The sequence below is a fragment of the Longimonas halophila genome (assembly GCF_002554705.1).
Classification (GTDB): Bacteria; Bacteroidota; Rhodothermia; order Rhodothermales; family Salinibacteraceae; genus Longimonas; species Longimonas halophila.
This window is the reverse complement of record NZ_PDEP01000003.1, coordinates 280,813-307,637: the sequence shown is the minus strand read 5'-3', so window position 1 is coordinate 307,637 and position 26,825 is coordinate 280,813. Positions and strand designations below refer to the sequence as shown.

The 26,825-nt window shown below is 59.4% G+C and carries 21 protein-coding genes and 1 pseudogene; 12 read left to right on the top strand and 10 right to left on the bottom strand.

Annotated elements, in window-relative coordinates; translation table 11 throughout:
• Positions 1-225: 225 nt before the first annotated feature.
• The 3 genes from CRI93_RS05165 (at position 226) to CRI93_RS05155 (ending at position 3,760) form a co-directional block, all read left to right on the top strand.
• On the top strand, positions 226-2,493 hold the full coding sequence (locus tag CRI93_RS05165) for a TonB-dependent receptor (protein ID WP_176521706.1): 2,268 nt from the start codon (positions 226-228) through the stop codon (positions 2,491-2,493).
• A gap of 34 nt (positions 2,494-2,527) precedes the next feature.
• Entirely contained in the window at positions 2,528-3,100 is a 573-nt protein-coding gene (locus tag CRI93_RS05160; RefSeq protein WP_098061539.1) for a hypothetical protein, read from the top strand.
• 312 nt (positions 3,101-3,412) lie between these two features.
• Positions 3,413-3,760 carry a hypothetical protein gene (locus tag CRI93_RS05155; protein ID WP_098061538.1) on the top strand — a complete coding sequence of 116 codons (348 nt, stop codon included), beginning with the start codon at positions 3,413-3,415 and terminating at the stop codon, positions 3,758-3,760.
• Positions 3,761-3,918: 158 nt separating this feature from the next.
• Here CRI93_RS05155 and CRI93_RS05150 read toward each other — a convergent pair whose 3' ends face one another.
• Both CRI93_RS05150 and CRI93_RS05145 read right to left on the bottom strand, forming a co-directional pair.
• Complete coding sequence (locus CRI93_RS05150; RefSeq protein WP_098061537.1) at positions 3,919-4,575, bottom strand: hypothetical protein; 657 nt, start codon at positions 4,573-4,575, stop codon at positions 3,919-3,921.
• A 355-nt stretch (positions 4,576-4,930) separates the two neighbouring features.
• Positions 4,931-5,443, bottom strand: a complete 513-nt coding sequence (locus CRI93_RS05145) for a carboxymuconolactone decarboxylase family protein (protein WP_098061536.1) — start codon at positions 5,441-5,443, stop codon at positions 4,931-4,933.
• Between the two features lie 258 nt (positions 5,444-5,701).
• Between CRI93_RS05145 and CRI93_RS05140 the strand changes: the two genes are divergently transcribed.
• A complete protein-coding gene (locus CRI93_RS05140; RefSeq protein ID WP_098061535.1) occupies positions 5,702-7,030 on the top strand; it encodes a dihydroorotase in 1,329 nt (442 codons plus the stop codon).
• Between the two features lie 8 nt (positions 7,031-7,038).
• On the opposite strand, the gene CRI93_RS05135 is transcribed toward CRI93_RS05140, so the two are convergent.
• Entirely contained in the window at positions 7,039-7,599 is a 561-nt protein-coding gene (locus CRI93_RS05135; protein ID WP_098061534.1) for a hypothetical protein, read from the bottom strand.
• Between the two features lie 260 nt (positions 7,600-7,859).
• The gene (locus tag CRI93_RS05130) at positions 7,860-8,897 is read right to left on the bottom strand and encodes a DUF3179 domain-containing protein (RefSeq protein WP_098061533.1); all 1,038 of its coding nucleotides are present in this window, start codon (positions 8,895-8,897) and stop codon (positions 7,860-7,862) included.
• A 431-nt stretch (positions 8,898-9,328) separates the two neighbouring features.
• On the opposite strand from CRI93_RS05130, the gene CRI93_RS05125 reads away from it, so the two are divergent.
• Complete coding sequence (locus CRI93_RS05125) at positions 9,329-12,136, top strand: T9SS type A sorting domain-containing protein (RefSeq protein ID WP_176521705.1); 2,808 nt, start codon at positions 9,329-9,331, stop codon at positions 12,134-12,136.
• A 120-nt stretch (positions 12,137-12,256) separates the two neighbouring features.
• Here CRI93_RS05125 and CRI93_RS05120 read toward each other — a convergent pair whose 3' ends face one another.
• From CRI93_RS05120 to CRI93_RS05105, 4 genes are all read right to left on the bottom strand, one after another.
• Complete coding sequence (locus CRI93_RS05120; RefSeq protein ID WP_245850334.1) at positions 12,257-13,138, bottom strand: hypothetical protein; 882 nt, start codon at positions 13,136-13,138, stop codon at positions 12,257-12,259.
• Between the two features lie 85 nt (positions 13,139-13,223).
• Positions 13,224-13,841 (bottom strand): SAM-dependent methyltransferase, encoded by a 618-nt coding sequence (locus CRI93_RS05115; RefSeq protein WP_098061531.1) that lies wholly within the window; start codon positions 13,839-13,841, stop codon positions 13,224-13,226.
• A 38-nt stretch (positions 13,842-13,879) separates the two neighbouring features.
• Positions 13,880-14,422: a Uma2 family endonuclease gene (locus tag CRI93_RS05110; protein WP_098061530.1), complete on the bottom strand. Its 543-nt coding sequence runs from the start codon at positions 14,420-14,422 to the stop codon at positions 13,880-13,882.
• A 114-nt stretch (positions 14,423-14,536) separates the two neighbouring features.
• Positions 14,537-15,334 (bottom strand): TrmH family RNA methyltransferase, encoded by a 798-nt coding sequence (locus CRI93_RS05105; protein ID WP_245850332.1) that lies wholly within the window; start codon positions 15,332-15,334, stop codon positions 14,537-14,539.
• Between the two features lie 307 nt (positions 15,335-15,641).
• On the opposite strand from CRI93_RS05105, the gene CRI93_RS05100 reads away from it, so the two are divergent.
• Positions 15,642-16,478 carry a hypothetical protein gene (locus CRI93_RS05100; protein ID WP_141491570.1) on the top strand — a complete coding sequence of 279 codons (837 nt, stop codon included), beginning with the start codon at positions 15,642-15,644 and terminating at the stop codon, positions 16,476-16,478.
• A gap of 213 nt (positions 16,479-16,691) precedes the next feature.
• Entirely contained in the window at positions 16,692-17,417 is a 726-nt protein-coding gene (locus tag CRI93_RS05095; protein ID WP_098061527.1) for an SDR family oxidoreductase, read from the top strand.
• Between the two features lie 90 nt (positions 17,418-17,507).
• Here the strand turns inward: CRI93_RS05095 and CRI93_RS05090 are convergent, their stop codons facing one another.
• Both CRI93_RS05090 and CRI93_RS05085 read right to left on the bottom strand, forming a co-directional pair.
• The gene (locus CRI93_RS05090) at positions 17,508-18,371 is read right to left on the bottom strand and encodes a site-specific integrase (protein ID WP_098061526.1); all 864 of its coding nucleotides are present in this window, start codon (positions 18,369-18,371) and stop codon (positions 17,508-17,510) included.
• A gap of 537 nt (positions 18,372-18,908) precedes the next feature.
• Complete coding sequence (locus tag CRI93_RS05085) at positions 18,909-19,685, bottom strand: DeoR/GlpR family DNA-binding transcription regulator (protein ID WP_098061525.1); 777 nt, start codon at positions 19,683-19,685, stop codon at positions 18,909-18,911.
• Between the two features lie 238 nt (positions 19,686-19,923).
• Here CRI93_RS05085 and glpK point away from each other — a divergent pair.
• The 5 genes and pseudogenes from glpK to dhaK all read left to right on the top strand — a co-directional run bounded on the left by glpK (position 19,924) and on the right by dhaK (position 26,789).
• A pseudogene (glpK, locus tag CRI93_RS05080) lies at positions 19,924-21,441 on the top strand (glycerol kinase GlpK).
• A gap of 104 nt (positions 21,442-21,545) precedes the next feature.
• Entirely contained in the window at positions 21,546-23,120 is a 1,575-nt protein-coding gene (locus CRI93_RS05075) for a glycerol-3-phosphate dehydrogenase/oxidase (protein WP_098061524.1), read from the top strand.
• A gap of 106 nt (positions 23,121-23,226) precedes the next feature.
• Positions 23,227-24,408, top strand: a complete 1,182-nt coding sequence (locus CRI93_RS05070) for a porin (protein ID WP_098061523.1) — start codon at positions 23,227-23,229, stop codon at positions 24,406-24,408.
• Between the two features lie 223 nt (positions 24,409-24,631).
• Positions 24,632-25,639, top strand: a complete 1,008-nt coding sequence (locus CRI93_RS05065; protein WP_176521704.1) for a DUF7973 family transport facilitator — start codon at positions 24,632-24,634, stop codon at positions 25,637-25,639.
• A 148-nt stretch (positions 25,640-25,787) separates the two neighbouring features.
• Complete coding sequence (dhaK, locus tag CRI93_RS05060) at positions 25,788-26,789, top strand: dihydroxyacetone kinase subunit DhaK (RefSeq protein ID WP_098061521.1); 1,002 nt, start codon at positions 25,788-25,790, stop codon at positions 26,787-26,789.
• Positions 26,790-26,825 lie beyond the last annotated feature (36 nt).

The window sequence follows — 26,825 nt, the reverse complement described above, 5'->3', positions numbered from 1 at the left end:
CAGCCATTCCCGTCAGGAATGGTCTACTCTGGGAGCGCTCTGAGCCTTCCGGACTCAACAGACGTGCAACAACGAACCCGCGGCTCTGCGAATAGCGCGCAGCGCGGGTTGCTAAAGCGGTGATGTATGCAACGAATGATGCAACATGTGGCCCTTGTCGGGCTGCTATGGAGCGCGGTATGGGTTGGGGGAAATGCAGAATGCCTTGCATCCTCCCATATAACGATGCAGGAGACGAGAGGCACGCTCTCGGGTGTGGTGGTGGATCGCACAACCGACAGTCCCCTACCCGGCGCTACGGTGCAACTCAGCCCCACCGGCCGTGGGCAGGCCACCGATGCCGAGGGTCGGTTCACGTTTCGCAATGTGGCGCCCGGCGCGTACGAGATCGAGGTGCGTTTTGTGGGGTACGCCCCGCATCGCCAGTCCGTCGAGATGGCCTCAGACGAAACAATCACGCTGGCCATCGACCTGCGTCCGCAGCGCGTGGGCCTTCCTGATGTCGTGGTCACCGGCGCTCTGCGCGAGCGCACGACCGCCGAGGTGTACCGCCCCATCACCGCACTGGCGGGCGAGGAGCTTCATCAGCAACTGGGCAGCAGCATCCCCGAAACGCTGCAGCGCGTGCCGGGCTTCGCCATGCAGTACAACGGTCCCGGTGCGGCGCGCCCCTCCATTCGTGGCATGGGCGGCGACCGCGTGCTCATGCTCGAAGACGGCCAGCGCACCGGCGATCTCTACCAGACCACCGCCGACCACGGCGTGATGATGGAGCCGCTGACCGCCGAGCAGATCGAGGTCATTCGTGGCCCCGCCGGACTCCTCTACGGCTCGCAGGCGCTGGGCGGGGTGGTGAACGTCATTCGGAACGACATCCCACGCACCCGGCCCAACGAAATCACCGGCATGGTCACCACGCAGGCGACCTCCGTCAACGACGGGCTTGCAGGCGGAGCAACGGTGGAGGCACCGGTCGGACCGCTGGCGCTGCGTGGCGAACTCAGCCTGCGCAACGCCCAAGACACGCGCACCCCGCAGGGCGATCTGCCGTCTACCGACCAAACCGTGCTCAACGGCAGTTTCGGCGGTAGCTGGCTGCCCGCCTGGGGCCTGGTGGGGGCGTCGTATCGCTACTACGATACCGCGTATGGCGTGCCCGGCACGTTCAACGGCGAACTGATTCCGGGCGCGCACCCCGGCGGCGTCGACATCGAGGCCACGCGCGAAACGGGCCGCCTGCGCATCGTCTACGACCGCCCGCTCCTGGGCGTCTTCGACCGTGTCGAGTGGGATGCGAATCTGATCCGCTACGACCACACCGAGATCGAGCGCCGCCGCACCGATGCGTCCGACATCATTGGCACGCGCTTCGAGCAGACCTCTGGCGAAATGAACCTGACCGTGCGCCACACCCACGCGCCCCACGGACTCCGCCTGGAAGGCGCGATGGGCCTGTCGTGGTACGGGCGCGACCTCGAATCGGGCGGCGTATCGCCGGGCACGCGCTCAGGCCGAAGCGGCACGGTGGCGGCCTTTGCCTACGAGGAGGTGGGATACCGTGCCGTGCGCCTGCAACTGGGCGCGCGCTTCGACTACACCGAAACATCCACGCCCGACCAACGCGACATCCGGGTTCGCACGCGGGAGGGGGAGCGCATCATCAAGTCAGTATCGAACCGCACCTTTGCCAACGCCTCCGGCTCGCTGGCCGCGCTCTACAACGTGTCCGACGCGTGGACCGTCGGCACCAGCCTGTCACGCTCCTTCCGCAGCCCCTCCATCGAGGAGATGTACTCCGACGGCCCGCACCTGGCCGACTTCTCGTTCGACATTGGCACACCCGACCTCAAATCTGAAATCGGGCATGGACTCGACCTGTTTGTGCGGGGCAACACCCCGCGTCTGGAGGTTGAGGCCGCCGCCTATGTCAACCGCGTCAACGACTACATTTTCTACGCGCCCACCGGACTCACCGTGTTTGTGGATCGCGAGGGCGATCTGGGACGCATCACGCCGGTCTTCGAAGCCGAAAACGCCGACGCCACCTTCTGGGGCGGCGAAGGGCGCGTGCAGTACGAGGCTGTCCCCAATCTCATTGCCGATGTCACCGCCAGCTACGTGCGGGCCACGCGGCGCGCCGATGATAATCCGCTGCCCTTCATCCCCCCGCTCACCACCGATGCCGAACTGCGCTACGACGGCGCGCGCTTCTTTGGGCACCTTGGCATGAGGTGGACCGCCGACCAAACCCGCGTGCCCGATCCCGTACAGCGCGGCGGCACTGCCGAGCGTCCGCAGCCGCCGACCGACGGCTACGTGCTGTGGCGCGGCGGGGTTGGCGCCGCCTTCGCGACGCACGGCACGCAGCATCGCATCACCCTGCAAAGCCAGAACCTGACCGACAGCACCTGGCGCGACCACACGTCGCGCATCAAAGACGTGGCCCCGCAACCGGGCCGCAATATCAGCCTCACGTATCGCGTCCAGTTTTGACGCGGCATCTGTTCACAACCCAACCCAATCAGTTATGAAAACGAACACACCGTTAGCAAAACTCGGATCGCTGCTGGCGCTGGCCCTACTTCTTATTGTAGGCAGCGCTTGCGACTCTATTGTCGGCAGCGACGACGATGATGACCACGACGATCACGATGGCGAGTTGCTCCGAATCGACCGTGTCGAACTCGAAACCCGCGATGGTACGGGCACGCCTATAGCCACCTGGACCGACGAAGACGGCTGGAACGTCGACGAACTCACTGTTCCGCTCGATGACGGTGGCGACCACCCCGTGTGGACCATCCGCATGTTCGATGAGGACGGCGATGAAATCACGCTCGAAGAAGGCGGCGAGTTTGAAGCGCAATACGCCGTCGACAATGCTGCCCCCCAAGATGTGATCTTTTTCGACAGCTCCGGCGAAATCGAATTTGAGGGCGAGGCCGCGGCGCTGTATGGCGAGGAAGGCGAGCTCTTCCACGGCGACCACGTGCATGTGTATCCGCAGAGCGCCGGGACCACGCAGGTGCGCTTCCTGCTCTGGCACGACAATCACTCCGACGACGACACTGCCCTCATCGACTTGACGGTGCAAGAATAGATGCCTCCGTGCGTTGTATCCGTACAGAAACGGGTAGTGGGTTCGCTGCTACGCAATTGTGCCTGATTGACAGACAACCACAAACATCATCTGCGTCCGACGGTCCCCCGTCGGACGTGTAGACAAGGACGCTCCTGCGTCGTTGCGTAGAATAGACACGCGCTCGTAGCGGAATAGCTGCGGGCGCGCTGTTGTTGATAGCGGGTTCACAAAACATTGTTAAGGGGGAAGCGAAGGTCATGAAACCTTGCAAGTTTGGACTCGATCTAAATAGGTGCGTCTTTGTCCGCTCCAACGTACCTTTAGCGCGTTATGCAGTCCGCTTCGTTTGACACGTCTACGCTTTTCGAAACCGAGCGCGGCCATGTGGCCTACGCCGACGAGGGTCACGTGCACGTCACGTTCGATGATGTGCAGCTGGCCATGAGCACCGAGGGCCTGCAGCAGGTGCACCAGAAGCTGCATGCGTTGTCGGGGTCGGTGGCCGGATGCGAATGCTCCAGCGGCTGTCGCTGGCAACTGCGCGTGCCATGCACCAAGCAGCCCGTCCTCGTCCTCAACACCGACGAGATGCGCGCCCTGGCCACACTCATTGGCGGGGCCGCCACCATGATTGAGCTGGATGGCATCCTGAACGAGGCCGCTATCGATTGGGCATAGCAGCACGGTGGACCAACTGCACGGTGCAGCATCTCTTCAAATCAAAAAAGCGCCCCACACAGCGCCGCGTACGGGCGCGCTGCATGGGGCGCAGTCGTCGTCTCTGCCTGGCTGAGCCGACATACGAGTAGATGGACTCTCCTACGAGATTTGGCTCGCTATTTCATCAACGAGTTTGATATCATTATCTCGTGATACTGCTGTTCACGATCATACCAAGTAGCGACGAAATCTCCATCTTCGTTTAATTTGAGGCTAATACCAACTGCGACATTCTCTTCGTCAACCTCTTCTGAGAGCCGGTCTTGAATCCTTTGTACTTGTGCAACGAACAGAGCCAAAACTATTGCGATTTCTTCTCTGTTGTCAGCTTCTATTCGCAGTAATGTCCCACGATAGCCTTCGGGATACGGTAAACCGATCATGAACCGACAGTTAGGGGAAAGAGATTTCTTGGCTCCTATAATTGCATCAACAAAGCTTTCTATTGCTTCGACAGAGTTTTCTTTCAGAACTTTTGCAATAGCGCTGCTTTGTTTCCAACTCGATTCAGCTGCTATACTGCCTATCTTTTCTAAATATGACTTAAAGAAAATGGCTGCAGCCGTCCCGAGTCCATTCTTCCAAGTTACTGCATCCAAGACAATTTGAACCAACTCGGGCACAGTTTGCGACATCATGTAGATCGTTTGAGAACGATCTACGTGTATCGTGTCTCTTAATTCATCTTCAAGTTTAGAGCGTACATCTTGAGGCACCTCTTGATTGTAAAGGATGATACTCTGCTCATTGACTGCTGAAGGATCATCACTCATATCTGAATGTGCTCTTTTTTCTTGCTACGTGCGTTAGTTATGCCAGTCGTACAGTTTCGTTGTGGTGGCTGAATCATGCTTGGCGATATGCTGCGCTGTTTCTAATTGTCCGCTGTTTTCCAGATATGTCGTGATGTTAGCACCCGAGAAGGTATGGTAACCACCTAATCGAGGTTCAAACCGGCTTCCCTACATTACAGCACGACACGTCGTCTAACAAAAAAACGCCCCACACAGCGACGCGTACGGGCGCGCTGCATGGGGCGCTGTCGTCGTCTCTGCGATGGTGGGCAGGATAGAGACGACGAGGATTCAGGACGTTGTTTCTACTTGATCCTGCGTTGCAGATAGCTCTTTACTGAAACTGCGGGTCAACCGGCGTTCCGGCCAGGTGGTTCACGTAGTTGCTGATTGTTTTTACGCCGATCAGGCCCACGATTTCGTACAGTTCCGCTGTGGTGAGGCCGGCCTCTTCGAACTCGGCGCGGTCTTCGTCGCTGAGCCAGCCGCGCTTGCCCAAGAGGCGCTTGGTAGCCCGGGCCAGCAGGCGCTGTCGCCCTTCGCTGGGCAGGCCGCCGTCCACCAGTTCTTCGATCACATCGGCGTCGAGTCCGGCTTGTGCACCGGCAGCACCGTGGGCTTTGGTGCAGTAGTGGCAGTCGTTGTATCCCGAAATCGTAAGGATGACAAGCTGCTGCTCGGCGGGACTGAGCACGCCGTTGCTCAGGTGGCCGTTGGCTTTCAGGTAGGTCTCGGCAACGGCGGGGTTCTCTGATGCCAGTTCGTCGATGAGATTCGGAACGAAGCCAAACGCGTCTTTAGCCGCGTCGCGAACGGCGTCGGCACGGTCTACAGTGGAGGTTGCCATATCAGGAAGGTCGTATCGGTGTGTAGAATACGAAGCACGCCGCGAGGTCTCTCGCATGCGCACTTTCTTTGTACGCCGCCCCCCCGTTGCGTTACGCCGAAGCGTGCAACGAGCCTGTTATGTGCGTGTGAGAACACGAAAGCTGGCGATCTTCATCGACGGATCATTGGGGTACTGTGGCCTGCACGTCGCATTCTACCGAAGTGCCTTCTATCTTGCGTACGTCCTTCGCATCCTCTGATCTGCCCCCGTTCTGCCATGCCTGCCGACTACGCTGAATCGCGCCCCAACGTGCTGCTTCACGGCGGCACGGTCATCGACCCGTACGCCGAAACCGCCACCCGCGCCGATGTGCTCATCCGCAACGGGCACATCGACACGGTAGCTGCCGACCTCGATGCCGACGTGAGCGACGCGGTGCCACGCATCGACTGCTCGGGACAGCACATTTCGCCGGGCTGGATGGATATGCATGTGCATCTGCGCGAACCGGGCTTTGAGCACAAGGAAACTATTGCTTCGGGCACGCGCGCTGCGGCGTTTGGCGGATTCACAGAGGTGGCTTGCATGCCCAACACGAATCCGCCGCTCGACACGCGGGCGTCAGTCGGATTCGTAAAGCACCGCGCTGAAGAGGGGCCGGTTGCAGTCCACCCCATTGGATGCGTCTCGAAGGAGCGCGCCGGCAAAACCCTGGCCGAGATGGCAAGCATGGCCGAGGAAGGCGCCGTAGCGTTCAGCGATGACGGCGCGCCCGTGCACAACGCCGGACTCATGCGCCGGGCGCTCGAATACAGCACCATGCTCGACGTGCCCATCATCAACCACATGGAGGAGCCGTCGCTGAATCCCGATGGTCACATGCACGAGGGCGCGGTGGCTACGCGGCTGGGGATGCCCGGCATTCCGGCCTGCTCCGAAGACGTGATGATTGCGCGCGACATTGAGCTGGCGCGCCTTACAGGCGGACACGTCCACGTAGCGCACATCGCCACCGCTCGCGGGGTGGAGCTGGTGCGGCGCGCCAAATCCGACGGCATCGAGGTCACCGCCGAGGTCTGCACGCACCATTTGGCGCTGACCGACGACGCGGTGGAGGCATCGGGGCTCTCCACGCATACGAAGATGCACCCGCCGCTCCGCAGCGCCGCAGACGTATCGGCCCTGAAAGCGGGCCTGGCTGACGGCACCATCGATGCGATCTGCACCGACCACGCGCCGCATGCGCCCCACGAAAAGGATGTGCCGTTCCCCGAAGCGCCTAACGGCATTCTGGGCCTGGAAACCGCCTGGGGACTCGTGGGCCGCCACCTGTTGGCGCCCGGGGTATGCTCACTGATGCAGGCGGTGCAGGCGCTCACGGTGGCGCCGCGTCGCATCCTACGCCTGCCCGCGCCCACGTTTGAACCGGGCGCCCCCGCCAACCTCACGGTGTTCGATCCCGACACACGGTGGACGTTCACCGAGGGACACATCCGCTCGAAGAGCCAGAATACGCCGTTTGTGGATACCGAGCTTGTTGGCAAAGCCCACGGCATCTATCGCAACGGCCAGTGGGTGGCGTGCGATGCGGTGCCCGCTCGATAGCGACCGCGCTACGCATCCATCAAAGAAAGCCGTTCGGGGTGGGTGCGGTCCAGGATCAGCTTGAGGGTGATGAGCAGCAGCACCGCTGCAACCGGAATGAGCACCTGAAACGCGGTGATGAAGAGCGACGACACTTGCAGTCCAAGAATGAGCACGATGGCGGGAGCGCAACAGGCGCCACCGGCCAGGAGCGCCGGCAGACTGGCCAGCACGCCGGTCGAGCGGTTGAAGCTGCACGCGCTTGGCTGATTGTAGGCTACGTACGTCACCATCAGGTTGAGGGCGGCGAGGAGCGAGAGCACACCGCCCACCAGGATGTTCAGCGGCGCAATGAGCACGGTAACGCCGGGCAGCGTAAGCCGAGCAATGGCCTCGAAGGTAAAGGGGCTCGTAGGGCTGAACATGCGTGTCCATTCCACCGTGGCAAACCGCACGCCGCTGCCCCCAAGCGTGATGTCGCGCAGTGCAACCAGAAACAGCACCAGGTACACGGTCCCAATGCCCAGCGCAATGCGCCGGTAGCGGGCCACGCGAAGCAGGGTGATGAGCGTGCGCCAGGCGTTTCTCATGGTATTCGCGTCAGTTAGATGACTGGGTAGCGGGAACGCACTGCTCGGGATATCCGCATCCCCGGCGATCTGCTGTCCGGGACGTGAGCCATTCGGCACGAGCGTCAAGGATGCTCCGTATCCACCCCTCAGTCGCTACGCGACAGCTCCCCTCTCCAGGGGAGCAACTTCGGGCGACGTGCTTCCATCTGTCTTCCCCTGCGCTAAATAGGTACGACCGTTGCATGCAGAAGCAACTTTCGTATCCCGACGATAGAGCGCTATACTGTATTGCTGTTGGGGTAGAACGCATTCCAGGCGAAGAAGAAAGCCTCCACCGATACGAGCGCGTCGAGCGGTAGGGCGTCGGGCGCATAGGTTTTGCCGTCGATCTCGTAGCGATTGTTTTCCGTGGGCGTTATGTCGGGCAGCGCATCGGCCTCGTAGATGTGCCCGGTGTTGAAGCGATCGTCGTACACGGCTACGAAGCGCCCGGTCTGCTGCACACGGTCCGATTGCAAGTCGTCGAGCACGAAATGCACGCTCTCTTCGTCGGTGCGAGCCCCCACGACCATGTCTTTGGGATGGTGAGCGTCGGACTCGTGCATGAGCGGAAAGATGACCTCGCGTGCATCGTAGTAGCCACCGCGCGGATTGTAGCGTCCGTATGGGTCGTTGCTGTAGTTGCGCAGGTGGCCGGTGTTGTCGCTCAGGACGCGCGTATCGGGATGCTCGGCACGCCACTGGCCCCAGGTGGTCCAGATCAGGTTGACCTCGTCGAGGGTGGCGCCGGAATGGGTGCCGGTGAGGCCGGTGGCTGCGATCTGCGAGAAGTAGCTCTCGGTGTCGCGGTCAAACATCACAAGGTTGCTATTCAGCAGCTGCCCGGAGACGCCCAGTGTCGTATCCCCGCGCTTAAACCCTTGTGCGGTAGCGGTTAGTGGGCAGTAGGTGACAGCCACGTTGAGCCCACCCACGGCGTCGTTGACGATTTCGTGGTGTACCAGAATGTTCTGGGGATAGGCGCGCGCCTCGCCGTTATGCATAAACCCGATGATCATATCGCCGTCGTCGAGATTGGCACCATCGGCATCCACGAACTGCGGGTCGTCGATAGCGGGAATGCCGTCGGGCGGCGGCCCGCCCGACATCATGAAGTCGGTGTACGCCGACAGGTCGTGATGCAGTACGTACGGCGTATCGGCCAGCGGGAGTGCGGGGTCGGGCGCTGGAGAGGGAGCCTCGGTGGTGAGCAGATAGAGGCCGAGGCTTGACAGAAGTCCGGCAGCGGATACAAAGACGGCACGAGAAGACAACATGGCAACACAGCGCGATGGTGAACGGGGCAGCACGCGTCGTATAGTGGCACTTAGGTAGTGGCGCTTACGCAAGCTACCGTTACAGCGCGTTGGCTGTGTTGGCGTTAGGGGATGCCGTTGGGGGATGCCAGGGGCTGAACGCCAACACGCAAACCGATCATGATGCATCCACAGCAGTCCTGTCTCAAGTTCGACAGGCTGTGTTGTGAATCCGACATGACGCATCTACAACAAAGAATGTCGCAAAACCGATGATAGGGATTGATAGGCTGTTCCTGCATGCTTCACAACGCGCTCTATTCATTAGAGGATAGCCTGCTATGATGTGTACATTTCTACGATCTCTCGTTTGCATGTGTACAGCGCATTCCGCACGGTGGCAGGGGGCCTTACTGGGGCTAACAGCGCTTCTGTTGGGCGGTATGCCTGCCATGGCCCAGATTCCTGCACAGCCCATCAATCAGCCGTGCACCACCTGTGAGCCTACAGCCATGCACGAAGCCGACCTGGACGGCGATGGTGCCCCCGACGTGTTATCGGCCTCCAAGTTTGACGAGAAGCTGGCTTGGTACGAAAACACGGGCAGCGGATACGGTGAGCAGCAGGTCATTGACGATGCGCTGCCGCTGGATGCGGACTTCAACAGCCAGCCCATGTACGCGGCCGATGTTGATGGCGACGGCGACCTGGATGTCGTAGCCGCGCCCAGCGCCGAAGAACGTGCCGTGTGGTACGAAAATCAGATCGGCGAAAGCGGGTCCGATGCCGATGGGTTCGGTCCGGCCCAGACAATTACTACAGCGCATGGAAAAGTCTATGCTGTTGCCGCAGCAGAGCTCAGTGGGGATGGCAAAGCCGATGTTGTGCTCGGCACAAGCGACAGCGGTATCATCTGGTTTGAAAGTCAGATTGGCGAAGGCGGCAATGATTTTGGGACGGCTACGACCATCGCATCCCTCTCCGAGGCGACAGATCCCACCGCTATCGTAATGGCCGACGTGAGTGGGAATGCCAACCCCGATGTCATCTATGCAGCGCTTGGCCAGATTGCCTGGCACGAAAACACGGGGGGCAGCTTTGGCAGCCAGACAAGCATTGCCACCCCGCTTGAGGTAGGCGGAATAGCAGCGGGCGATGTGGATGACGACGGCGATCTGGACGTGGCGGCTTCCGCAGATGGAGACGTCGTCTGGTATGAAAACTCAGGAGGCGCTTTTGGGAGCCAGACGGCTATCCAGTCATTTGGATTCGGAGCAGCAGCCCAAACTGTTGCCGTGGCTGATGCCGACGGCGATGGCAAAGAAGATGTGTTTGCCGGGATTCAGAATACGTCTGCCGGAGATGATCGCATCGTTTGGCACGAAAGTCAGGTGGGCGAGGCGGGCGCCGATAGCGACGGGTTCGGCAGCGAGCAGGTAATTACAACGTCCCTGCTCACGCCACGCGACCTGGCAACGGCCAACGTAGACGGCGGCTCGGACTTGGAGTTGCTTTCGGCCACCGAATCCGACGATAGAATTGCATGGTACGAGAACACCGGAAGCGGATACGGACCGCCCCAGCCGGTCAACATCTGGCCCGATGTCCTGCTCCCCCAATCTGTTGTCGCCACGGATCTCAATGCCGATATGGCAACCGATGTGCTCGTGGCATCGCGCGATGACAACAAGGTGAGCTGGTACGAAAACACGGACGGAAGCGGGGCCTTTTCCTCACAAAATGTGATCGCCAACAACGCGCGGAGTCCGGAAGTAGCCCTTGCCGCAGACCTCAACAATGACGATAAGCCAGACGCGGTCGTAGCATCTGGAGGGAGATCGGCTACGGGACGAATCACCTGGTACGAGAATCAGGTGGGCGAGAGCGGGGCCGATGCCGACGGCTTTGGCGCGGTGCAGGTCATTGACGCTCCCAACGAGGTAAGCCTGCTCGAAGCAGTCGATCTGGATGGAGACGGCGATCTCGATCTTGTTGCTGCATATGGGAGTTTCTCGTTCACGCTCGTCTGGTACGAAAATCAGATTAGCGACGGCAGTGGATTTGGAGCCGCGCAGACCATTGCCAGCAACGTGTCTAACCTTACCGCCCTGGAAGTGGCCGACCTGAATGGCGGAGCCCCTGACGTGGTGATTGGATACGGCACTGATCCGTTTACCCTCGCCTGGTTCGAAAACACCGACGGTGCCGGGAGCTTCTCCAGCGAGAACGAGATCGACAGCGATGTTGGCGGCGAACTTAGCGACATTAACGCCTCACCTGTTGATGGAGACGCCGATCAGGATCTTGTGCTGGCCTCTCGCGGATTTAATTTCGACGGACTTGCCTGGTACGAGAACCAGATTGGTGCGGGCAGCGGCTTTGGGGCGCAGTCCGAAATCACCACAGCGATTGAAAGCCCCCAGGCGGTGCACACTGCAGATGTGAATGGCGATAGCCAGCCCGATCTGCTTTCCGCATCGCGCGGCGATGACACGGTGGCCTGGTTTGAAAATACAGGTGGAGCGTTCACCGCACAACAAGTCATTACCACCTCTGACAAGGGTCGCTTCGTGCAAGGTGCGCAGGACGTGTTTGCAGCGGACATCAATGGGGACAGCCAGACCGATGTGTTGTCGGTCTCAACCGGGCGCGAAGAAATCGCCTGGTTTGAAAACACCGAGGGCGTGCTTCCGGTGGAGCTCACCCGCTTCGACGCACAGCTCAACCAAAATGAGGTACAGCTTTCCTGGGCTACCGCATCCGAGACGAACAACGCACGCTTCGATGTGCAGCGGCGTACGACAGGGGCAGACGGCGCACGCTCGTGGACAACCACCGGACGCATAGAGGGTGCGGGTACGACCGAAACGCCCCAGTCCTATCATTTTGTGGATGCAGACGTACCATCCACCGCCGACACGCTCCGCTATCGATTGCGCCAGGTAGACACCAATGGACACGTAACGCTTTCGGAGGCAGAAACCATCGTTCGCACTGTCGACGCACTGCATATCCGAGAGGGATACCCGAATCCGGCGCACGACCGCGTGACTGTGCCATACGCTTCGCCCAACGCCCAGCAAGTCACGGTGTCCGTATATGACATCCTGGGACGGCAGGTGCGGTCGGCGCCCCGCGAGATGGCAGCTGGACGGAGCACGATGCAGGTGGACGTCAGCCGTCTGTCGAGTGGAACCTACTTCTTGCGCGTGGAGAGCGATGAGATGGTCGAGACGCAGCGTATCACGGTGGTGCGCTAACGCTTTGGTGCTGCATCACGTGTGCCACATCCAGGCGTAAAAATGAACAGCCCCTCGCATCCCTCTGAATTAGCAGGAGGATGCGAGGGGCTTGTCTATTGTGATGGAAAGAGGCAGCGGTTACCGCTCCACTTCGACTTCGCGTTCGGTGTAGTTGAAGGTACCTGGCACGCGCTCGTCGTTTTCGTCGAGCAGTTCGAGTGTGAACGTGTACGTGCCGCTGTCGAGGCCCTCTACGAAGGCGGGCGTCCACTCATCCATCGTGAGCTCGGCGACTGGCTCATCAGATCCCTCTTCTTCGATGGTGTAGTGCGCGCGGTATCCATCTTCGCTCAGCTCCACATTGTAGAGGTAGAAGTCGAGCATAATGCGTTCGGCATCGGCACCGCTGTACGTGCCTTTCGGGCGGCTGTAGATGATGCTGGGTTCGCCCTCTTCAAGCGGGAAGTCCGCGCCCTCGGCGTCTTCGCCCACGTAGAAGTTCACAACGTCGAACGCGTCTTCGCTTTTCACGCTTTCGTGGAACGAGCGGCTCGGGAAGACGAATGCGGAGTAGGCGCCGGGCTCCAGTTCACCCAGGCTAAAAGGTTCGTCCTCGGCATTGTAGTTGGCAAAGTACGGGTCATTGTTTAGGATAATGTGCGTGTGCTGCCCGTTACCTGAGTTGGCCAGCTGCTCGCGGCGCGGTACCTCGGTCTGCTCGCCGGGCGTGAAGTTTTCAACCGCGACCTCGACGTTCACCTCACCAGGCTCAAGCACAGCTTCTGATTCAGGCACTTCGAAGCGGGCCATAGCCCCGTCGATGGCAGGGGCTCGCTCGCCCGCTTCGAGGGTGACGGTGTTGGCATCGTCGCCGTTATCAGACTCGGGGGCATCGCCTCCGCATCCGGCGAATATCAGAAGTCCAGCAAGTACGAGCGCAAGAGCGCTCAAGCGGCGCGTGAAGGTAATCATAAGGTAATCGATAAAGTTAGGCACGTAGGATGACGAGGCATTGGGCATACACCGCGTTACAACACGTACAGAGAAGACAGTTCCGCGCACTGCGGAATCGGGAAATTGGACCGTACAGCGGGGGGCGCACACGTTACGTGGTACTCTCGGGCTTCGTCCAGATGAGGCGCACCACCGCTGCTTGGCCGCTATGGCCGGGGCCTTCGTTGAGCGATACGACGAGCTCGGTGAGCAGCTCGATACCGGATTCGGGAAAGGCGTCGCGCAGTTCCTGGGCGGTGACCATCATTTCGACGTCGGGCGGGCCGCCGCTGGTGTAGCCGTCGGTGCGTTGTTCGGGCCGGAACCACTCGGCGATGAGGGTACCGCCGGGGGCCAGGCTGGCTTGCATCATCTCGTACAACCGTGGCTGCCACTGCACCGGCAGATGCACATACGTGGCTACGAGGGCCTGCCAGGTGCGGTTGGGTGTCCAGGTCGTTAGGTCGGCGTGGATGGTGTCAAGCGAGGTGTTCTGTTCGGCGGCCAGCCGCTCGGCCTTCTGGAGGGCGGTGGCCGAATAGTCGAGCAGCGTAACCTCGCACCCGTGGGCCGCCAGATACACTGCGTTGCGCCCTTCGCCTCCGGCCAGGTCGAGCACCGTGGTGCCCGGCGCCAGGCGGTCTTGCTGCGTAGCTATAAAATGATTAGGCGCAGTGCCATACACAAAATGATCGCGGTCGAAGCGGCTGTTCCAGAACGAGGGATCCATGTAAAGGAAGTAGGTAAGGTAGAGGGATGCGGTTGGTATCACTCACCTGAGAAGAGTTCGTCCACATCCACCTCAATGTCGGTGGCCGGGTCGGTAAGCGTCCCGCGGTCCAGCGTGCGCGGCTTGGCGCTGTCGGTGTACACGGTGATGGTTTGCATGGCCGGTTGCACGAGCCAGCACGATTCTACGCCAGCGTCCAGCATGTCGTGAATTTTGTCGGCTACGTCTTGTGTGCTCTGCGACGGGCTTACGATCTCCACAGCTAAAAGCGGCGGCTCGCTAACCCGGGTGGTGTCGTGCGCAAATGTGATCTTGCGCTTCCGAAACACGCACAGGTCGGGTGTCAGGCGGACATCGCCCAGCTGGAGTGTCAGTTCGCTGGCAACGGTGTACTCGTCGCGATGTGGGCCAAAAGCGAGAGAAAGGAGAAACTGAAGATGACCGTGATTTAAGCTGGGCAAGGGCTTGCCGCGTTCTTGTTCGTAGGTGCTGGTGGATTCAGAGCGTGCGTCTTCAGCGGACGCTGCTTCAGACAGCGATTCTGCGGGCGCACGTGGCGCGTCAACATCGGGAGCAGGCATGGGGCGCGTTCGGCAATCAAAAAAGGACTCCGTAGGGCTACATGTACGCAGCAGCGTCGTGAAGATTCCGTGGGCACGGTGCAGGAAATACCGATTCCGATAGCTGGCCCCTGGTTAGGGCATTTCGCCCTGCTCACGCAGCACGCGCTGCAGCACCGAATCGGCTTTCGTAACGCTGCGCATGCAGAGACGTGCGGTGAGGCGGATCTGCTCGGCCTCCGAGAGGTCAGCATGCGTGCCTTGACGCTGCATGCGGTCGTGGCGCGCGTGGTAGAGCCCCACCGCCGCCGCTACCGAGATGTTAAAGCTCTCGGTAAAGCCATCCATGGGGATGATGCAGGAGATGTCGGCGGCATCGCGGAGCGCCTCGGACACGCCGTCGCGTTCGTTGCCGAAGACGAGTGCGGTGGGCGTGGTAAAGTCGAGGGAGGCAATGGGCACCGCCTCGTCATCCAGATACATAGCTGCCACGCGGTAGCCACGCTCCTGAAGATGCTCGACACACGGCACGGGAGCGTCCCACTGATGCACATCCAGCCAGCGCTGTGCGCCTTTGGCGGTGCGCTCGGAATGCTTGTAGCGCCCGCCGGTGGCAATGACGTGTAGATCCTGATAGCCCATGGCCTCGGTCGAGCGCATAACGGCGCTTACGTTGCCGGTATTGACCACGCCCTCGATAACAGGCACCACGGTGCGCGTGCGTTTGGCTACGATCTCGCGGATGCCGTTCAGGCGGCGGTCCCGCATAAAGGGGCGCAACAGGTCGATGACGCGGCTTGGTGCCAGCGTATAGTCGCCCACCTGCAGCGGTGCGTTGGGCGCGTCGGGGCGCGGCAGATGATCGGGCGCTGCATCGGGCCCAATGAGCCGATGCATTGCATTACGCGCTTCCGGTGGGGTAGACTCAGGCATAGGCGGTAGAAAAAAGTAGTGGATAAACGTTAAATGATAACTCCCCTGATAAAAATCTTTCCTGGGGCGAACGGTCCCCCGTTCGCTCCTGTCAACCATGCCGGAGACGTCCGCGCCGGGCGGCGCTCCCCGTCTCCGGCTACTGGCCTATTGCCTCCATCACTTAGCGTTGCCGCTACCGAAAAAACAATCGATACATGCGCCTCTGTAATGCACTGTGGATACGATATGTCCACGCTTGCCCGTATATTCCGCATGACGTAGTGAATGTTGTTCGCCTCCCTTTTGACTCAACCCACGAAATACGATGACCTATTCAGTTCGCATGGCACTCCGCACGATTGGGGTTAGCCTGCTTTTGTGTTTGGCTACTGCTCAGATAGGAGCACCAACATGGGCGCAATCAGCATCCAGCATTATTGACGAGGCCGATGCTGCACACCAGGAGATGGCACAAGACATCCGCTCATTTACGGTAGAAACCGAGGGCGAGACCAACCGCTACGAGCGGGAAGAGGAGAATGGACGCTACATCTACCGCATAAGCAACGCCAGCGGCCCGGCCAGCGCTGATGACATGCCTGTGATGGGCTTTCTGGATGAGTCGTATCTCGAAGGCCTGAAGGAAGAGGCCGTGTATGAGGGCACCGAGTCGATTGATGGCGTGGAGACGCATGTGCTCTTTGTAGAGGACCCGCGCCGTCTGGAATCGTATGCCAGCATGGAAGGACAGGAGTTTCAAGGACTGGAGTCGATGCGCTTCTACTTGCGTACCGACAACCTGATGCCTGCACGCTTCCTGTTCAATGCCGTACTGCCTGAAGACGCAATGGAAGGCGCGCCGTTTCAGATTGACGGTCCCATTACGTTTCAAGTTGACTTTCGCGACTACCGTACCATCGACGGGCTGGTGTATCCGTTTGTCACTGAGATGAGCAACGACATGATGGAGCAGATGCCCGAAGAGCAGCGCCAGCGTATGCAGCAGATGCGTGCGCAGATGGAGGCGCAGATGGAACAGATGCCGCCTGAGCAGCGCCAGATGATGGAAGAGCGTATGGGCGATCAGTTTGCACAGATGCAGGCGATGATGAGTGGGGAGCCGGTGCGTAGGACGGTAACCAATGTCACGGTGAATGAGTAGCAAACTCGGGAATCTGTGACTGTTGCGTCACGCTTTGCATGCGCAGCGATCAACGGCAGTAGTGCTGTCGTTGGGGCTGCGCATTTTGTATGGCATTTGCTTATATGGCATCTACGCAGAAGCGCAGGGTACAGACGCCATGCCAAACAGGGTGCTGCAGGTTAGATGCATGCCCTTGTATTCGTAATTCGCAAACACAGAGCGACAACGCCTATGACTCTTACCAATGCAGTGGCCCTTGTTACCGGAGCCAGCTCCGGACTGGGGCAAGAAATTAGTGTGCAGCTTATTGAGGCGGGGGTGCAGGTCTTCGGACTTGCACGTAGCACCGAGCGCCTGCAAGCGCTGCACGATACGTATGGCGATGCCTTCATTCCGTGTACTGCCGATGTGCGCGACCAGGACGCCATTGACGCAGTGTTCGAGACGATTCAGGAGGAAGCCGGACGCCTTGACATCCTCATAAACAATGCAGGCCTGGGCCGCTTTGGCCCGATCGATGAGATGGCTGTGGAAGACTGGGATGTGCAGCACGATACCAATTTGCGTGGACTGTACCTGTGCACGCGGGCGGCGGTACCCATGATGCGGGCTCAGAACGAGGATAAGGGATTTGGCGGACACATCGTCAACATCGCATCGATTGCCGGGCTGATTGGCAATCCCAACATCTCTGCGTACAACGCCAGTAAGTTTGGTGTGCGCGGATTCAGCCAGGCGCTGATGAAGGAAGTGCGAGGCGCAGGGATTCGTGTATCGTGCCTCTATCCCGGATCTATAGAAACAGACTTTTTTGAGCGCGCAGGCGCTGACATGACTGATAACCCCCTGCGGGCCGAAGATGTGGCTGCCACAGCTATGCATGTGCTGAAGGCGCCTGAAAACCATCTTATCTCCGAAGTGGTCGTGCGCCCATTGCGTCCGCGCAACGACATGTAAGAATCTGGTTGGGTGTTGATTTGCACGCGAGAGCAAGCACCGGACGAAGTCCCCTGTGGTGCTCGTACTTTATACATTATCGCAGGCGCTTCACTGTAAAGGGCGGAAGGCGCGCGTGAGGGGGGCATCGGAAGACCCGATGGCATCAAGGAGGGCATCGGGGGTCATCGGGTAGCGCCGCTCGGTGCCTGCGCGGATATCGAGCGTGCGCTTGTCAGCCGGAAAGAGATACTGCCATACAAACTGCTTCGAGGCCCACGGAAACTGGCGCACAACCTCGTCGGGCACGTCGACGGTGCCGTATCCATCTGCAAGATCATGGTCATGCAGATCGCGTACGTAGGAGCGCTGCTTGCGAAGAGGCTCTTGCAGCGACTCTGGAAACGAGACACTACGATCCGCGCAGCCCGTCGAACTCGACACGAGAATGGTGCGCTTCGAGATTTCGACATCCCCCACCCGCAAGCGCAGCGCTTCTTTCAGATTCAGATCGGTGTAACATACAACAAGGGCCAGCACACGCTCAGGCCCGTTCAGTTGCGATACAATCTTGCGCTTTTCTTTGTCGGTAAGCGTGGCCAGGCGATAGCCATCGCCGCAGACGGTTTGGCGTAGTAGACGCTCGTGATAAAAAACCAGCGCCTCTGCCGCGCCCTGATAGGTGGATTCGTCGGAGTGGGGACTGTCGCGAATCTGGGTGAGGAAGCGTTTTACATATGCTGGGCGCGGTGCTCCCAAGCACTGGCGTTTCAAATAGTCAAGATAGCCTTGAATCCAGGTGCCATACAACATGCGCTTCCGCTCGCTGAGTCCAGGTGCGCGGTTAAGTTGGGCGAGCGCGATGGCAGGCGTAGAGAGCGCATCGGTGTCTGGTGCAGGTACAGCGAGTGCTTCAGAAGATTCGTTGCGTGATGTCTGAGCGTGGGGAGAAGGGTCTGCAAGAGCTTCTGGCATTACAGTAGATGTTGACAAGTTCATGGCAGAACGCGTTCGAGCAGCGGAAAGTCGTGAAGAGCAGGCAGGGAGTGTACTGGTTAAATACCGAGACGGCGCGCCTTCAAAGCTTCCAAGCCCCAATGGCTATCGTTGTCCAACGCTGCTCATGGTGCATACTATTTTGAAAATCTCTGTGGCAATAGCTCAGCCGTAGGACTATCGGGGCGGAGCAGCCTTGTTAGGGAGGCTATACCGGGTGTGCTCTATCTGCGCACCCGATTCACCAAGGTATACATCTGAATGGATACGAATGCGGATCACAAAGTGGTGAATATTACCCTATGTGTTACGTAATCTCTAATCCATGTAATGAGTATGCACATAATCATCATGTGATGCCATTGTGTAGGTGTCCCACCAGTTTATATGATGCATATTCACTTAAATTAAACAAATAGGGTGAGGTAGAGGGGCTGTGAAAATGAAAAAGCGTGACGTACTGCTCTCAATGCGAGCAGATGAAACGACATACAGCAGATCTACACGACCTCTGCCTTACACCACATCCACATAGAGGCCTTGCTCCTTAAGATGACTGACAATGTGGTCATCGACAGAAGCATCAGTAATGACGCGGTGCACGGCATCAAGCCCGCAGATGCGACGGAGGCTACGGCGCCCGAATTTGCTGGAGTCTGTTACGATGATCACGCGCTGTGCTGCACGAATCATATACTGGTTGAGATGAGCCTCGGGGGCATTGGCTGTCGTTAAGCCGTGGTCAAGGTCAAACCCGTCGACACCAAGGAAGAGCTTGTCGCATGCGTATTCCTTCATCATCTCCTGAGCGTAGGGACCCACCACCGATTTTGAGGTGCGGCGCACCATGCCGCCAAGCATAAGTACCTCCACATCCTGAAGATGAGCGACTTCAAGCGCAACGTTCATTGCGCTGGTAATCACTGTGAGTTCCGACTTGTCGCGCAGATGGCGCGCCACCTGCGTCATGGTCGTACCCGATGCAAGGATGATCGAGTCGCGGGCGGCCACCAAGTTGGCAGCGGCCTTACCAATACGACGTTTTTCCTCGGTGAACTGGGTAACTTTTTCATCGAGCGGACGATCGCGCACGTACGGGTCGCGCACATTTGCACCGCCATACGTGCGATGGAGTAAGTTGCGACTTTCGAGTTTTTGGAGATCCTTACGAACTGTAACCTCCGAGACGTCCAGACGCTCGCTCAGGTCCGATACCGTTACGTATCCATGCTCTTTGAGACGCTGTAGGATGATCACCTCGCGTTCAGCAGGGCCATGATTTTTGTCGGGCATGAGGGGATAAGGCTGTAGTCCGAGAAAACAGATCCGTAGAAAGAAAGCGCTTCCGGCTATAAAAAGCACCTCGTGCGCCTACAAATGGAAGGAGTCTGTGATCCAATACCCCTCGCGTTGCGATAACGTAACAATTAAGGGTTAAGCAAATGTTGACAAAAGCGCTTCCACGCCCTATTGTGTGATTGTCGATCCGAAAGGAAACGAAACGTTTTGATACGAACAGCAGGTGATCGTAATGGGATACATTCTCGCATTTGACCAGGGCACGACGAGCTCGCGTGCCATCATTTTCAATCGAAATGGGCAGATTGAAGGCACAGCCCAGAAAGAGTTCGAGCAGATCTTTCCGAAACCCGGATGGGTAGAGCACGACCCCAGCGAGATCTGGTCGTCGCAGGTGGGCGTAGCCGCCGAGGTGCTTAGCCGCACCGGTATTTCTTCAGATGACATTGAAGCGATTGGCATTACCAACCAGCGCGAAACCACCGTAGTGTGGGATCGTCGCACCGGCGAGCCGGTCTACAACGCCATTGTCTGGCAGGACCGCCGCACGTCCGAGATGTGCGACACGTTGAAAGACGAGGTCGGTATTGATCTCTTCCAGGAAAAGACGGGGCTTATCATCGATGCCTATTTCTCAGGCACGAAAGTCAAGTAGATCCTCGACAACGTAGAAGGGGCTCGCCAAAAAGCAGAGGCAGGGCACCTCGCGTTCGGTACGATCGACAGTTGGCTCGTGTGGAAGCTCACGCGCGGCGGTCAGCACATCACTGATGCCACCAATGCCAGTCGTACCCTTCTCTACAATATCCGAGAGAGCGAGTGGGACGACGAACTGCTCGATATTCTCGACGTGCCGCACAGCATGCTCCCCGAGGTGCGCTCTTGCAGCGAAGTCTACGGCCACGTCCACAACGGCGTGCTTACTGGCGACATTCCCATTGCAGGTATTGCGGGCGATCAGCAGGCTGCGCTCTTTGGGCAGATGTGTACCAAGAGCGGCATGAGTAAAAACACGTATGGCACCGGCGCCTTCATGCTGCAGCACACCGGTACCGAAGCGGTTCATTCCGAAAACCGCCTGCTCACAACCATCGCTGCGGAGATTGACGGCGAGGTGACCTACGCGCTTGAAGGGAGCATCTTCATTGCGGGCGCGGTCGTGCAGTGGCTACGCGACGGACTCGGCATCATTGACTCTTCGGCCGAGGTGGAAGCGCTTGCGCGTAGCGTCGAAGACAACGGCGGTGTGTACGTGGTACCCGCATTCTCAGGACTCGGTGCTCCGCATTGGGACCAGTATGCCCGTGGCACGATTGCCGGCATCACACGCGGCGTAACCGACGGGCATATCGCTCGTGCAGCGCTGGAGGGCATTGCCTACCAGGTCGTCGATGTCATCGAGGCGATGGAGGCCGACTCGGGCATCGAAACGAAAGAACTGCGCGTGGATGGCGGTGCCGCCGCCAACGACCTGCTGCTACAGTTCCAGTCCGATATCATGCAAGTGCCGGTCATCCGCCCCGAAGTGACGGAGACGACTGCACTCGGCGCGGCCTACCTGGCCGGACTCGCCGTGGGCTACTGGAATAGCCAGGAAGACATCGCGAAGCAGTGGAAAGAAGACCGTCGCTTCACGCCCTCGATGGAGCCAGAGCTCGTCGGAGAGCTGCGCGAAGGCTGGCGCAAAGCGCTTGACCGTGCCAAAGCATGGACCGGTCCGGCAGCTCGCCCGGCCAAAGTTGACGCTTAACGCGCACAGACAACGTGGCGCGGGGGCCCGGCATCTTTAGCCTGCGGCCGGGCTCCTTGCCTGCCACGTCAACACTACGTTTTTTCGCTTAACGACACTGACCTATGCAACGTGACGCTGGACAACAAGCGCTGAATGCGCACGACGGTCCGTGGGACTTTATCGTGATTGGTGGAGGAGCCACCGGGCTGGGTACAGCCATCGAGGCTGCTGCCCGTGGATACGACACCCTGTTGCTGGAGCAGCACGACTTTGCCAAAGCCACTTCCAGCCGTTCTACCAAGCTGGTGCACGGCGGCGTGCGGTATCTGCAACAGGGCAACATTTCCCTGGTGCTCGAAGCCCTCAAAGAACGCGGACGTCTCCAGAAAAATGCACCTCACCTGGTGCACAACCTGGCGTTTGTCGTGCCAAACTATGACTGGTGGGAGGGCCCGTTCTACGGCATCGGCATGAAGGTATACGACATGCTGGCCGGGCGCCAAAACTTTGGGCGCTCAAAGCACCTTAGTCTCGACGAAACCCTCGAACATCTGCCGACCATTGAGCCGAAAGGCTTGCGAGGTGGCGTGATCTACTACGATGGACAGTTCGACGATGCGCGCCTGGCCGTCAACATGGCGCAGACCTTCGTAGAGCAAGGCGGTACCGCCCTCAACTACATGAAGGTGACCGACCTGCTGAAGGCTGACGACGGCTACGTAAATGGCGTAGTGGCTGAGTGCCAGGAAACCGGCACCACCATGAACATCGAAGCGCGCGCTGTCATCAACGCCACCGGTATCTTTACGGATAGCATCCGCAAGATGGACGATCCTACGGTGAGCAACACGCTGCGCCCGGCCCAGGGCACACACATTGTGCTCGATCGCTCCTTCTTGCCGGGCGAAGCCGCCATCATGATCCCCAAGACCGATGATGGGCGCGTGCTCTTTGCCATTCCGTGGAACGATCGCGTGGTGGTAGGCACAACCGACGAGGAGGTCGACGGCCCCGAAATGGAGCCAGTGCCCATGCAGAAAGAACTCGACTTTCTGGTCGAGCACGCCGGTCGCTACCTGACCAAAGACCCGACACCGGACGACGTACTCTCCGTGTTTGCTGGCATTCGTCCGCTTGTTACTGATCCTACGAATCCGGGCTCGGGCGACACCTCCGAGATTTCGCGCGACCATGTGCTGCACATCTCGAACAACGGGCTCGTCACCATCTCGGGCGGGAAGTGGACCACCTACCGCCAGATGGCCGAAGACACGATTGACCAGGCAGCCACGCTCGCAAACGTCGAAGAGCGCCCGTCGGTCACTGCCGACCTGCACATCCACGGGTGGCATGAGCATGCCGAGCAGTTTGGCGACTTCAGCAAGTATGGATCCGATGCTCCTGCATTGAAGGGGCTGGTCCGCGAAAACCCCGAGCTCAACGAGCAGCTCGATGAGCGTCTGCCCGTGCGGGCAGTGCAAGTTGTGTGGGGCGTACGCCACGAAATGGCGCGCTCGGTCGAGGACATTCTGTCACGTCGCACGCGCTCGCTCTTGCTCGACGCACAAGCCAGCATCGACATTGCGCCGAAGGTAGCTGAACTCATGGCCAACGAGATGGGGCAGGACCAGGCCTGGCAGGATGAGCAGGTCGAAGCCTTCACCGAAGTGGCGAACGGTTACAAGATGCCTACCTAATCTCGAGTCTCAGGTCGTCAGCAGTGTTTGCTGGAAAGAAGGCAAGCGCTGCTGAACTGCCTGATTTTGAACCCCGCTTTTGTACCCTAATCCAACCCAATACGCGATGAAACCGATACGAAAGATCTCGCACTATGCAACTGCTGCGCTATTTGGCGTGGTCCTGCTCTTCGGAACGCTCGCCGTGTCGGATGCGCAGGCACAGTCTATTTCCATGGACACCGACGACGGGTGGAACTTCGGCGTTGCGGGCGCTATCCCTGTGTTTTTGAACGCCTCAGGCCATGAGGGCGCCCGGTCAGATGGCGAAAATCAATTCGCTACGCGCATCCAGTCGGGCTTCAACCCGGGCAACATTACCTTTTCCGTTAACGCCCCCGAACAAAACGGCGTCAACGTGTCGGCCACCTTTCAGATTAACCATCACCTGCAAGGGGCAAGCGTGCAGAATGACGGTTTGTTTGAAGGACGTGTCGCTGACATCGCGGTGTCGGGCGACTTTGGCACATTCAACATCGGCAAGGGCTTCGGTATTTTTGGCGGCAGTGCTATTGCCGATCAGGGCAGTGCCATGGGGGTCGGTCGCTTTGGTGGCCCCGATGCCGCCGATGCCACGCTCGGGCGCATTGGCACCGGCTACACCTATGCCAACTTCAACCCGCGCATCACCTACACCACGCCCAACCTGGACGGCTTCTCGCTGAAGCTGGGTCTGATCAACCCGGAAAAGCCAGGTGGCGCACCTAATCAGGCAATTGAAACCACCACACCCCGCTTTGAAGGACAAGCCAACTACCTGGCCGAGTTTGAAGGCGGCACGCTCGACCTGTGGGTCGGCGGGCTCTATCAGAACGTCGATGTGATCCCCCAAGACTTCAGCTACAGCATCAACGGCTGGGACGTTGGCGCCAGCCTGAGCGCTGGTGGCTTTGGGCTGCGCGGCGCATTCTCGCAGACGCAGAGCATCGGCTCCGACGGACTCATCGGGCTCGGGCTCGACAGCGGAAGTGGACTTGATCAGGCCGAGGCCGATGGCACGCAGTGGTACGGCGAAGCCACCTACGACTTTGGCGGCTTCGTACTCGGCGGCAGCTATGGCGAAGGGTCGCACGACGAAACGTCGACCGATGTGGGCGGCGTACCCGAGAACACCAACCAGCTGCTCATGGGTTTTGCCCGCTACATGGCCACCGACCAGCTCACGCTCATGGCTGAGTTCCAGGACTTCCAGTCCGACGCACAGGCTGACTACAACGCGTTCATCTTGGGCGCGCAGATTACCTTCTAAACCCCCCTTGGGGTACCGATTCTTTTCCCGTGCGCGGGGAGCCGTGGGGCGCAGTAGTTTCGGGAGCCTCTCGTGCGAGACTACTGAACCGGCGTTCCACGGCCACCGCGCATAAGAAAGACCGGCTGTTTGCTGTAAGACCGTCCCCACGCTATTTCGCTGCGGCTGGCACGCGTCGCAGCGCCTCGTTGCGCTACACTCACCTATCTATCCCCACACTATTATGGATATCGACGTCTTCCTCATCATTGCAGCCTTCGCCGGGGGCGCCTTCGGGGCGGCTATCGGTGCACTGCCTGCATTTATATTTACAGGATTTATGGTTATTGCTGGAGAGGCCGGAGGGCTCTCTGGCGTGACTGGACAGGTTGGATTCGGTGCGTTCTTCGGCCCGCATATTTCGTTTGCTGGAGGTGCTGCGGCGGCGGCCTACGCTGCAAAGAAAGGCTACATGGATACGGGCAACGGCTACCATGAAGCCAAAAATATCACCTATGCCTTTGGCACAAAGGTCGATGTATTGGCCGTTGGTGGGCTCTTCGGGATTCTGGGCCTGCTTATCCAGCAAGGGGCCGTAGCCGCTTCGCTTCCGCTCGATACCATTGCTATTACCGTCGTGGTGTCTGCACTCTTGCACCGTGCGTTCATGGGATACAGCATTATTGGTAAAGTGCGCGGCAGTGGCGTGCTCGACATGGGACCCTTCGAGCGCGATGAGAACAAGCCCGATGGCGCAGGCGCTGTCTCCGATCAAGTGAAAGACGTGACCGACCGCCCAGCCACCGAGCCCTGGCTTCCCCACCAGTACAAGTGGAGCGGCGTCGCCTTCATCGGGCTTGTTGCTGGACTCTTGGGAGCGTTCACCGCTATCCAGACCGAAAGCCCGTTTCTTGCCTTCGGTATTAGTGCCGCTACACTTCTCTTCCTGAACCTGGGTGTTGAAAAAATCCCAGTTACGCACCACATTACGCTCCCCGCAAGCACCGCGGCCCTTGCCGTTATGGCATCCGGCGATGCCGTCTTCGCCGGGGTGGGGCCTACCACAGCGCTCATTATTGGAGGCGCATTCGGCGTAATCTGTGCACTCTTCGGCGAGTTCTTCCAGCGCATCTTCTACGCCCACGGCGACACGCACGTGGATCCACCCGCAGCCGCCATTACGTTTGGCACGCTGCTCATTGCGCTGCTCTACTTCGCTGGTATCTTTGGATCGGCCAGCTGGGTCGTTTAACGCCTGGATCCGGTTCACCCACTTGGCGCGGCATATTTTGTCCAGCATATGCCCTGCCACCCCGAATCGCCCCCGTTGTAACAGGCGGGTGGCGGTTTGGTGGTTACATTCCCGCTGTTGCTTTCCCTCTATAATCTACACGAACGCTATGAAAAAGCTCATCAACAACCCCGATGATGTAGTCCGCGAAGCCCTCGAAGGGATGGCGGCGGCTCACCCCGACCTGCTCACCGTCCACTTCGACCCGACCTACGTCGTCCGCGCCGATGGCGTGCCCGACGGCAAGGTCGGCCTGCTCTCAGGCGGCGGAAGCGGCCACGAGCCTATGCATAACGGATTCGTAGGTCGCGGCATGCTCGATGCCGCCTGTCCGGGCGAGGTCTTCACCAGTCCAACGCCCGACCAGATGCAAGCCGCCACCGAAGCCATTGATGCGGGCGCAGGCGTGCTCCACATCGTCAAGAATTACACCGGCGATGTGATGAACTTCGAGATGGCCGAGGAAATGGCCGAATCCGGAGGCATCGATGTGCGCAGCGTGGTCATCGACGACGACGTGGCCGTTGAGGACAGCACCTACACCGCCGGACGCCGCGGCGTGGGCGGTACGGTGCTCATCGAGAAGATCTGTGGCGCGGCTGCTGACAAGGGCTATTCGCTCGACGATTTGGAAGCGCTTTGCACACGCTGCAACGACAATGTGCGCAGCATGGGCATGGCGCTGACCTCGTGTACCGTGCCCACCGCAGGCGAGCCTACGTTTGATCTGGGCGAGGACGAGATGGAGATCGGCATTGGCATCCACGGCGAGCCCGGACGCAAGCGCATGGAGGTCGAGCCTGCCGATCAAATCGTAGAGCGCCTCATGACGCCCATCGTTGAAGATCTGCCGTTTAAAGACGGCGACGATGTCATCCTGTTTGTCAACAGCATGGGTGGCACACCGCTCATTGAGGTCTACCTGGCGTACCGCAAGGCCGCCGAACTCGCCGAGCAGCACGGACTGCGCGTGGTGCGCAATCTGGTAGGGCCGTACATCACCAGTCTCGAAATGGCGGGCCTCTCCATCACCATGATGCGCGCCGACGACGATATCGTGGAGCTGTGGGATGCGCCCGTCCACACCCCCGGCATGCGCTGGGGCGCGTAACCCGGCAGCCTGCCGTCCCATACCAGTATGTCCTCA

Bases quoted from the DNA above. Each gene is read 5' to 3' on its own strand.
- CRI93_RS05165 (WP_176521706.1), top strand. From the start codon at position 226: ATGCAGGAGACGAGAGGCACGCTCTCGGGTGTGGTGGTGGATCGCACA.
- CRI93_RS05160 (WP_098061539.1), top strand. From the start codon at position 2,528: ATGAAAACGAACACACCGTTAGCAAAACTCGGATCGCTGCTGGCGCTG.
- CRI93_RS05155 (WP_098061538.1), top strand. From the start codon at position 3,413: ATGCAGTCCGCTTCGTTTGACACGTCTACGCTTTTCGAAACCGAGCGC.
- CRI93_RS05150 (WP_098061537.1), bottom strand. From the start codon at position 4,575: ATGAGTGATGATCCTTCAGCAGTCAATGAGCAGAGTATCATCCTTTAC.
- CRI93_RS05145 (WP_098061536.1), bottom strand. From the start codon at position 5,443: ATGGCAACCTCCACTGTAGACCGTGCCGACGCCGTTCGCGACGCGGCT.
- CRI93_RS05140 (WP_098061535.1), top strand. From the start codon at position 5,702: ATGCCTGCCGACTACGCTGAATCGCGCCCCAACGTGCTGCTTCACGGC.
- CRI93_RS05135 (WP_098061534.1), bottom strand. From the start codon at position 7,599: ATGAGAAACGCCTGGCGCACGCTCATCACCCTGCTTCGCGTGGCCCGC.
- CRI93_RS05130 (WP_098061533.1), bottom strand. From the start codon at position 8,897: ATGTTGTCTTCTCGTGCCGTCTTTGTATCCGCTGCCGGACTTCTGTCA.
- CRI93_RS05125 (WP_176521705.1), top strand. From the start codon at position 9,329: ATGGCCCAGATTCCTGCACAGCCCATCAATCAGCCGTGCACCACCTGT.
- CRI93_RS05120 (WP_245850334.1), bottom strand. From the start codon at position 13,138: ATGCCCAATGCCTCGTCATCCTACGTGCCTAACTTTATCGATTACCTT.
- CRI93_RS05115 (WP_098061531.1), bottom strand. From the start codon at position 13,841: ATGGATCCCTCGTTCTGGAACAGCCGCTTCGACCGCGATCATTTTGTG.
- CRI93_RS05110 (WP_098061530.1), bottom strand. From the start codon at position 14,422: ATGCCTGCTCCCGATGTTGACGCGCCACGTGCGCCCGCAGAATCGCTG.
- CRI93_RS05105 (WP_245850332.1), bottom strand. From the start codon at position 15,334: ATGCCTGAGTCTACCCCACCGGAAGCGCGTAATGCAATGCATCGGCTC.
- CRI93_RS05100 (WP_141491570.1), top strand. From the start codon at position 15,642: ATGACCTATTCAGTTCGCATGGCACTCCGCACGATTGGGGTTAGCCTG.
- CRI93_RS05095 (WP_098061527.1), top strand. From the start codon at position 16,692: ATGACTCTTACCAATGCAGTGGCCCTTGTTACCGGAGCCAGCTCCGGA.
- CRI93_RS05090 (WP_098061526.1), bottom strand. From the start codon at position 18,371: ATGCCAGAAGCTCTTGCAGACCCTTCTCCCCACGCTCAGACATCACGC.
- CRI93_RS05085 (WP_098061525.1), bottom strand. From the start codon at position 19,685: ATGCCCGACAAAAATCATGGCCCTGCTGAACGCGAGGTGATCATCCTA.
- CRI93_RS05075 (WP_098061524.1), top strand. From the start codon at position 21,546: ATGCAACGTGACGCTGGACAACAAGCGCTGAATGCGCACGACGGTCCG.
- CRI93_RS05070 (WP_098061523.1), top strand. From the start codon at position 23,227: ATGAAACCGATACGAAAGATCTCGCACTATGCAACTGCTGCGCTATTT.
- CRI93_RS05065 (WP_176521704.1), top strand. From the start codon at position 24,632: ATGGATATCGACGTCTTCCTCATCATTGCAGCCTTCGCCGGGGGCGCC.
- dhaK (WP_098061521.1), top strand. From the start codon at position 25,788: ATGAAAAAGCTCATCAACAACCCCGATGATGTAGTCCGCGAAGCCCTC.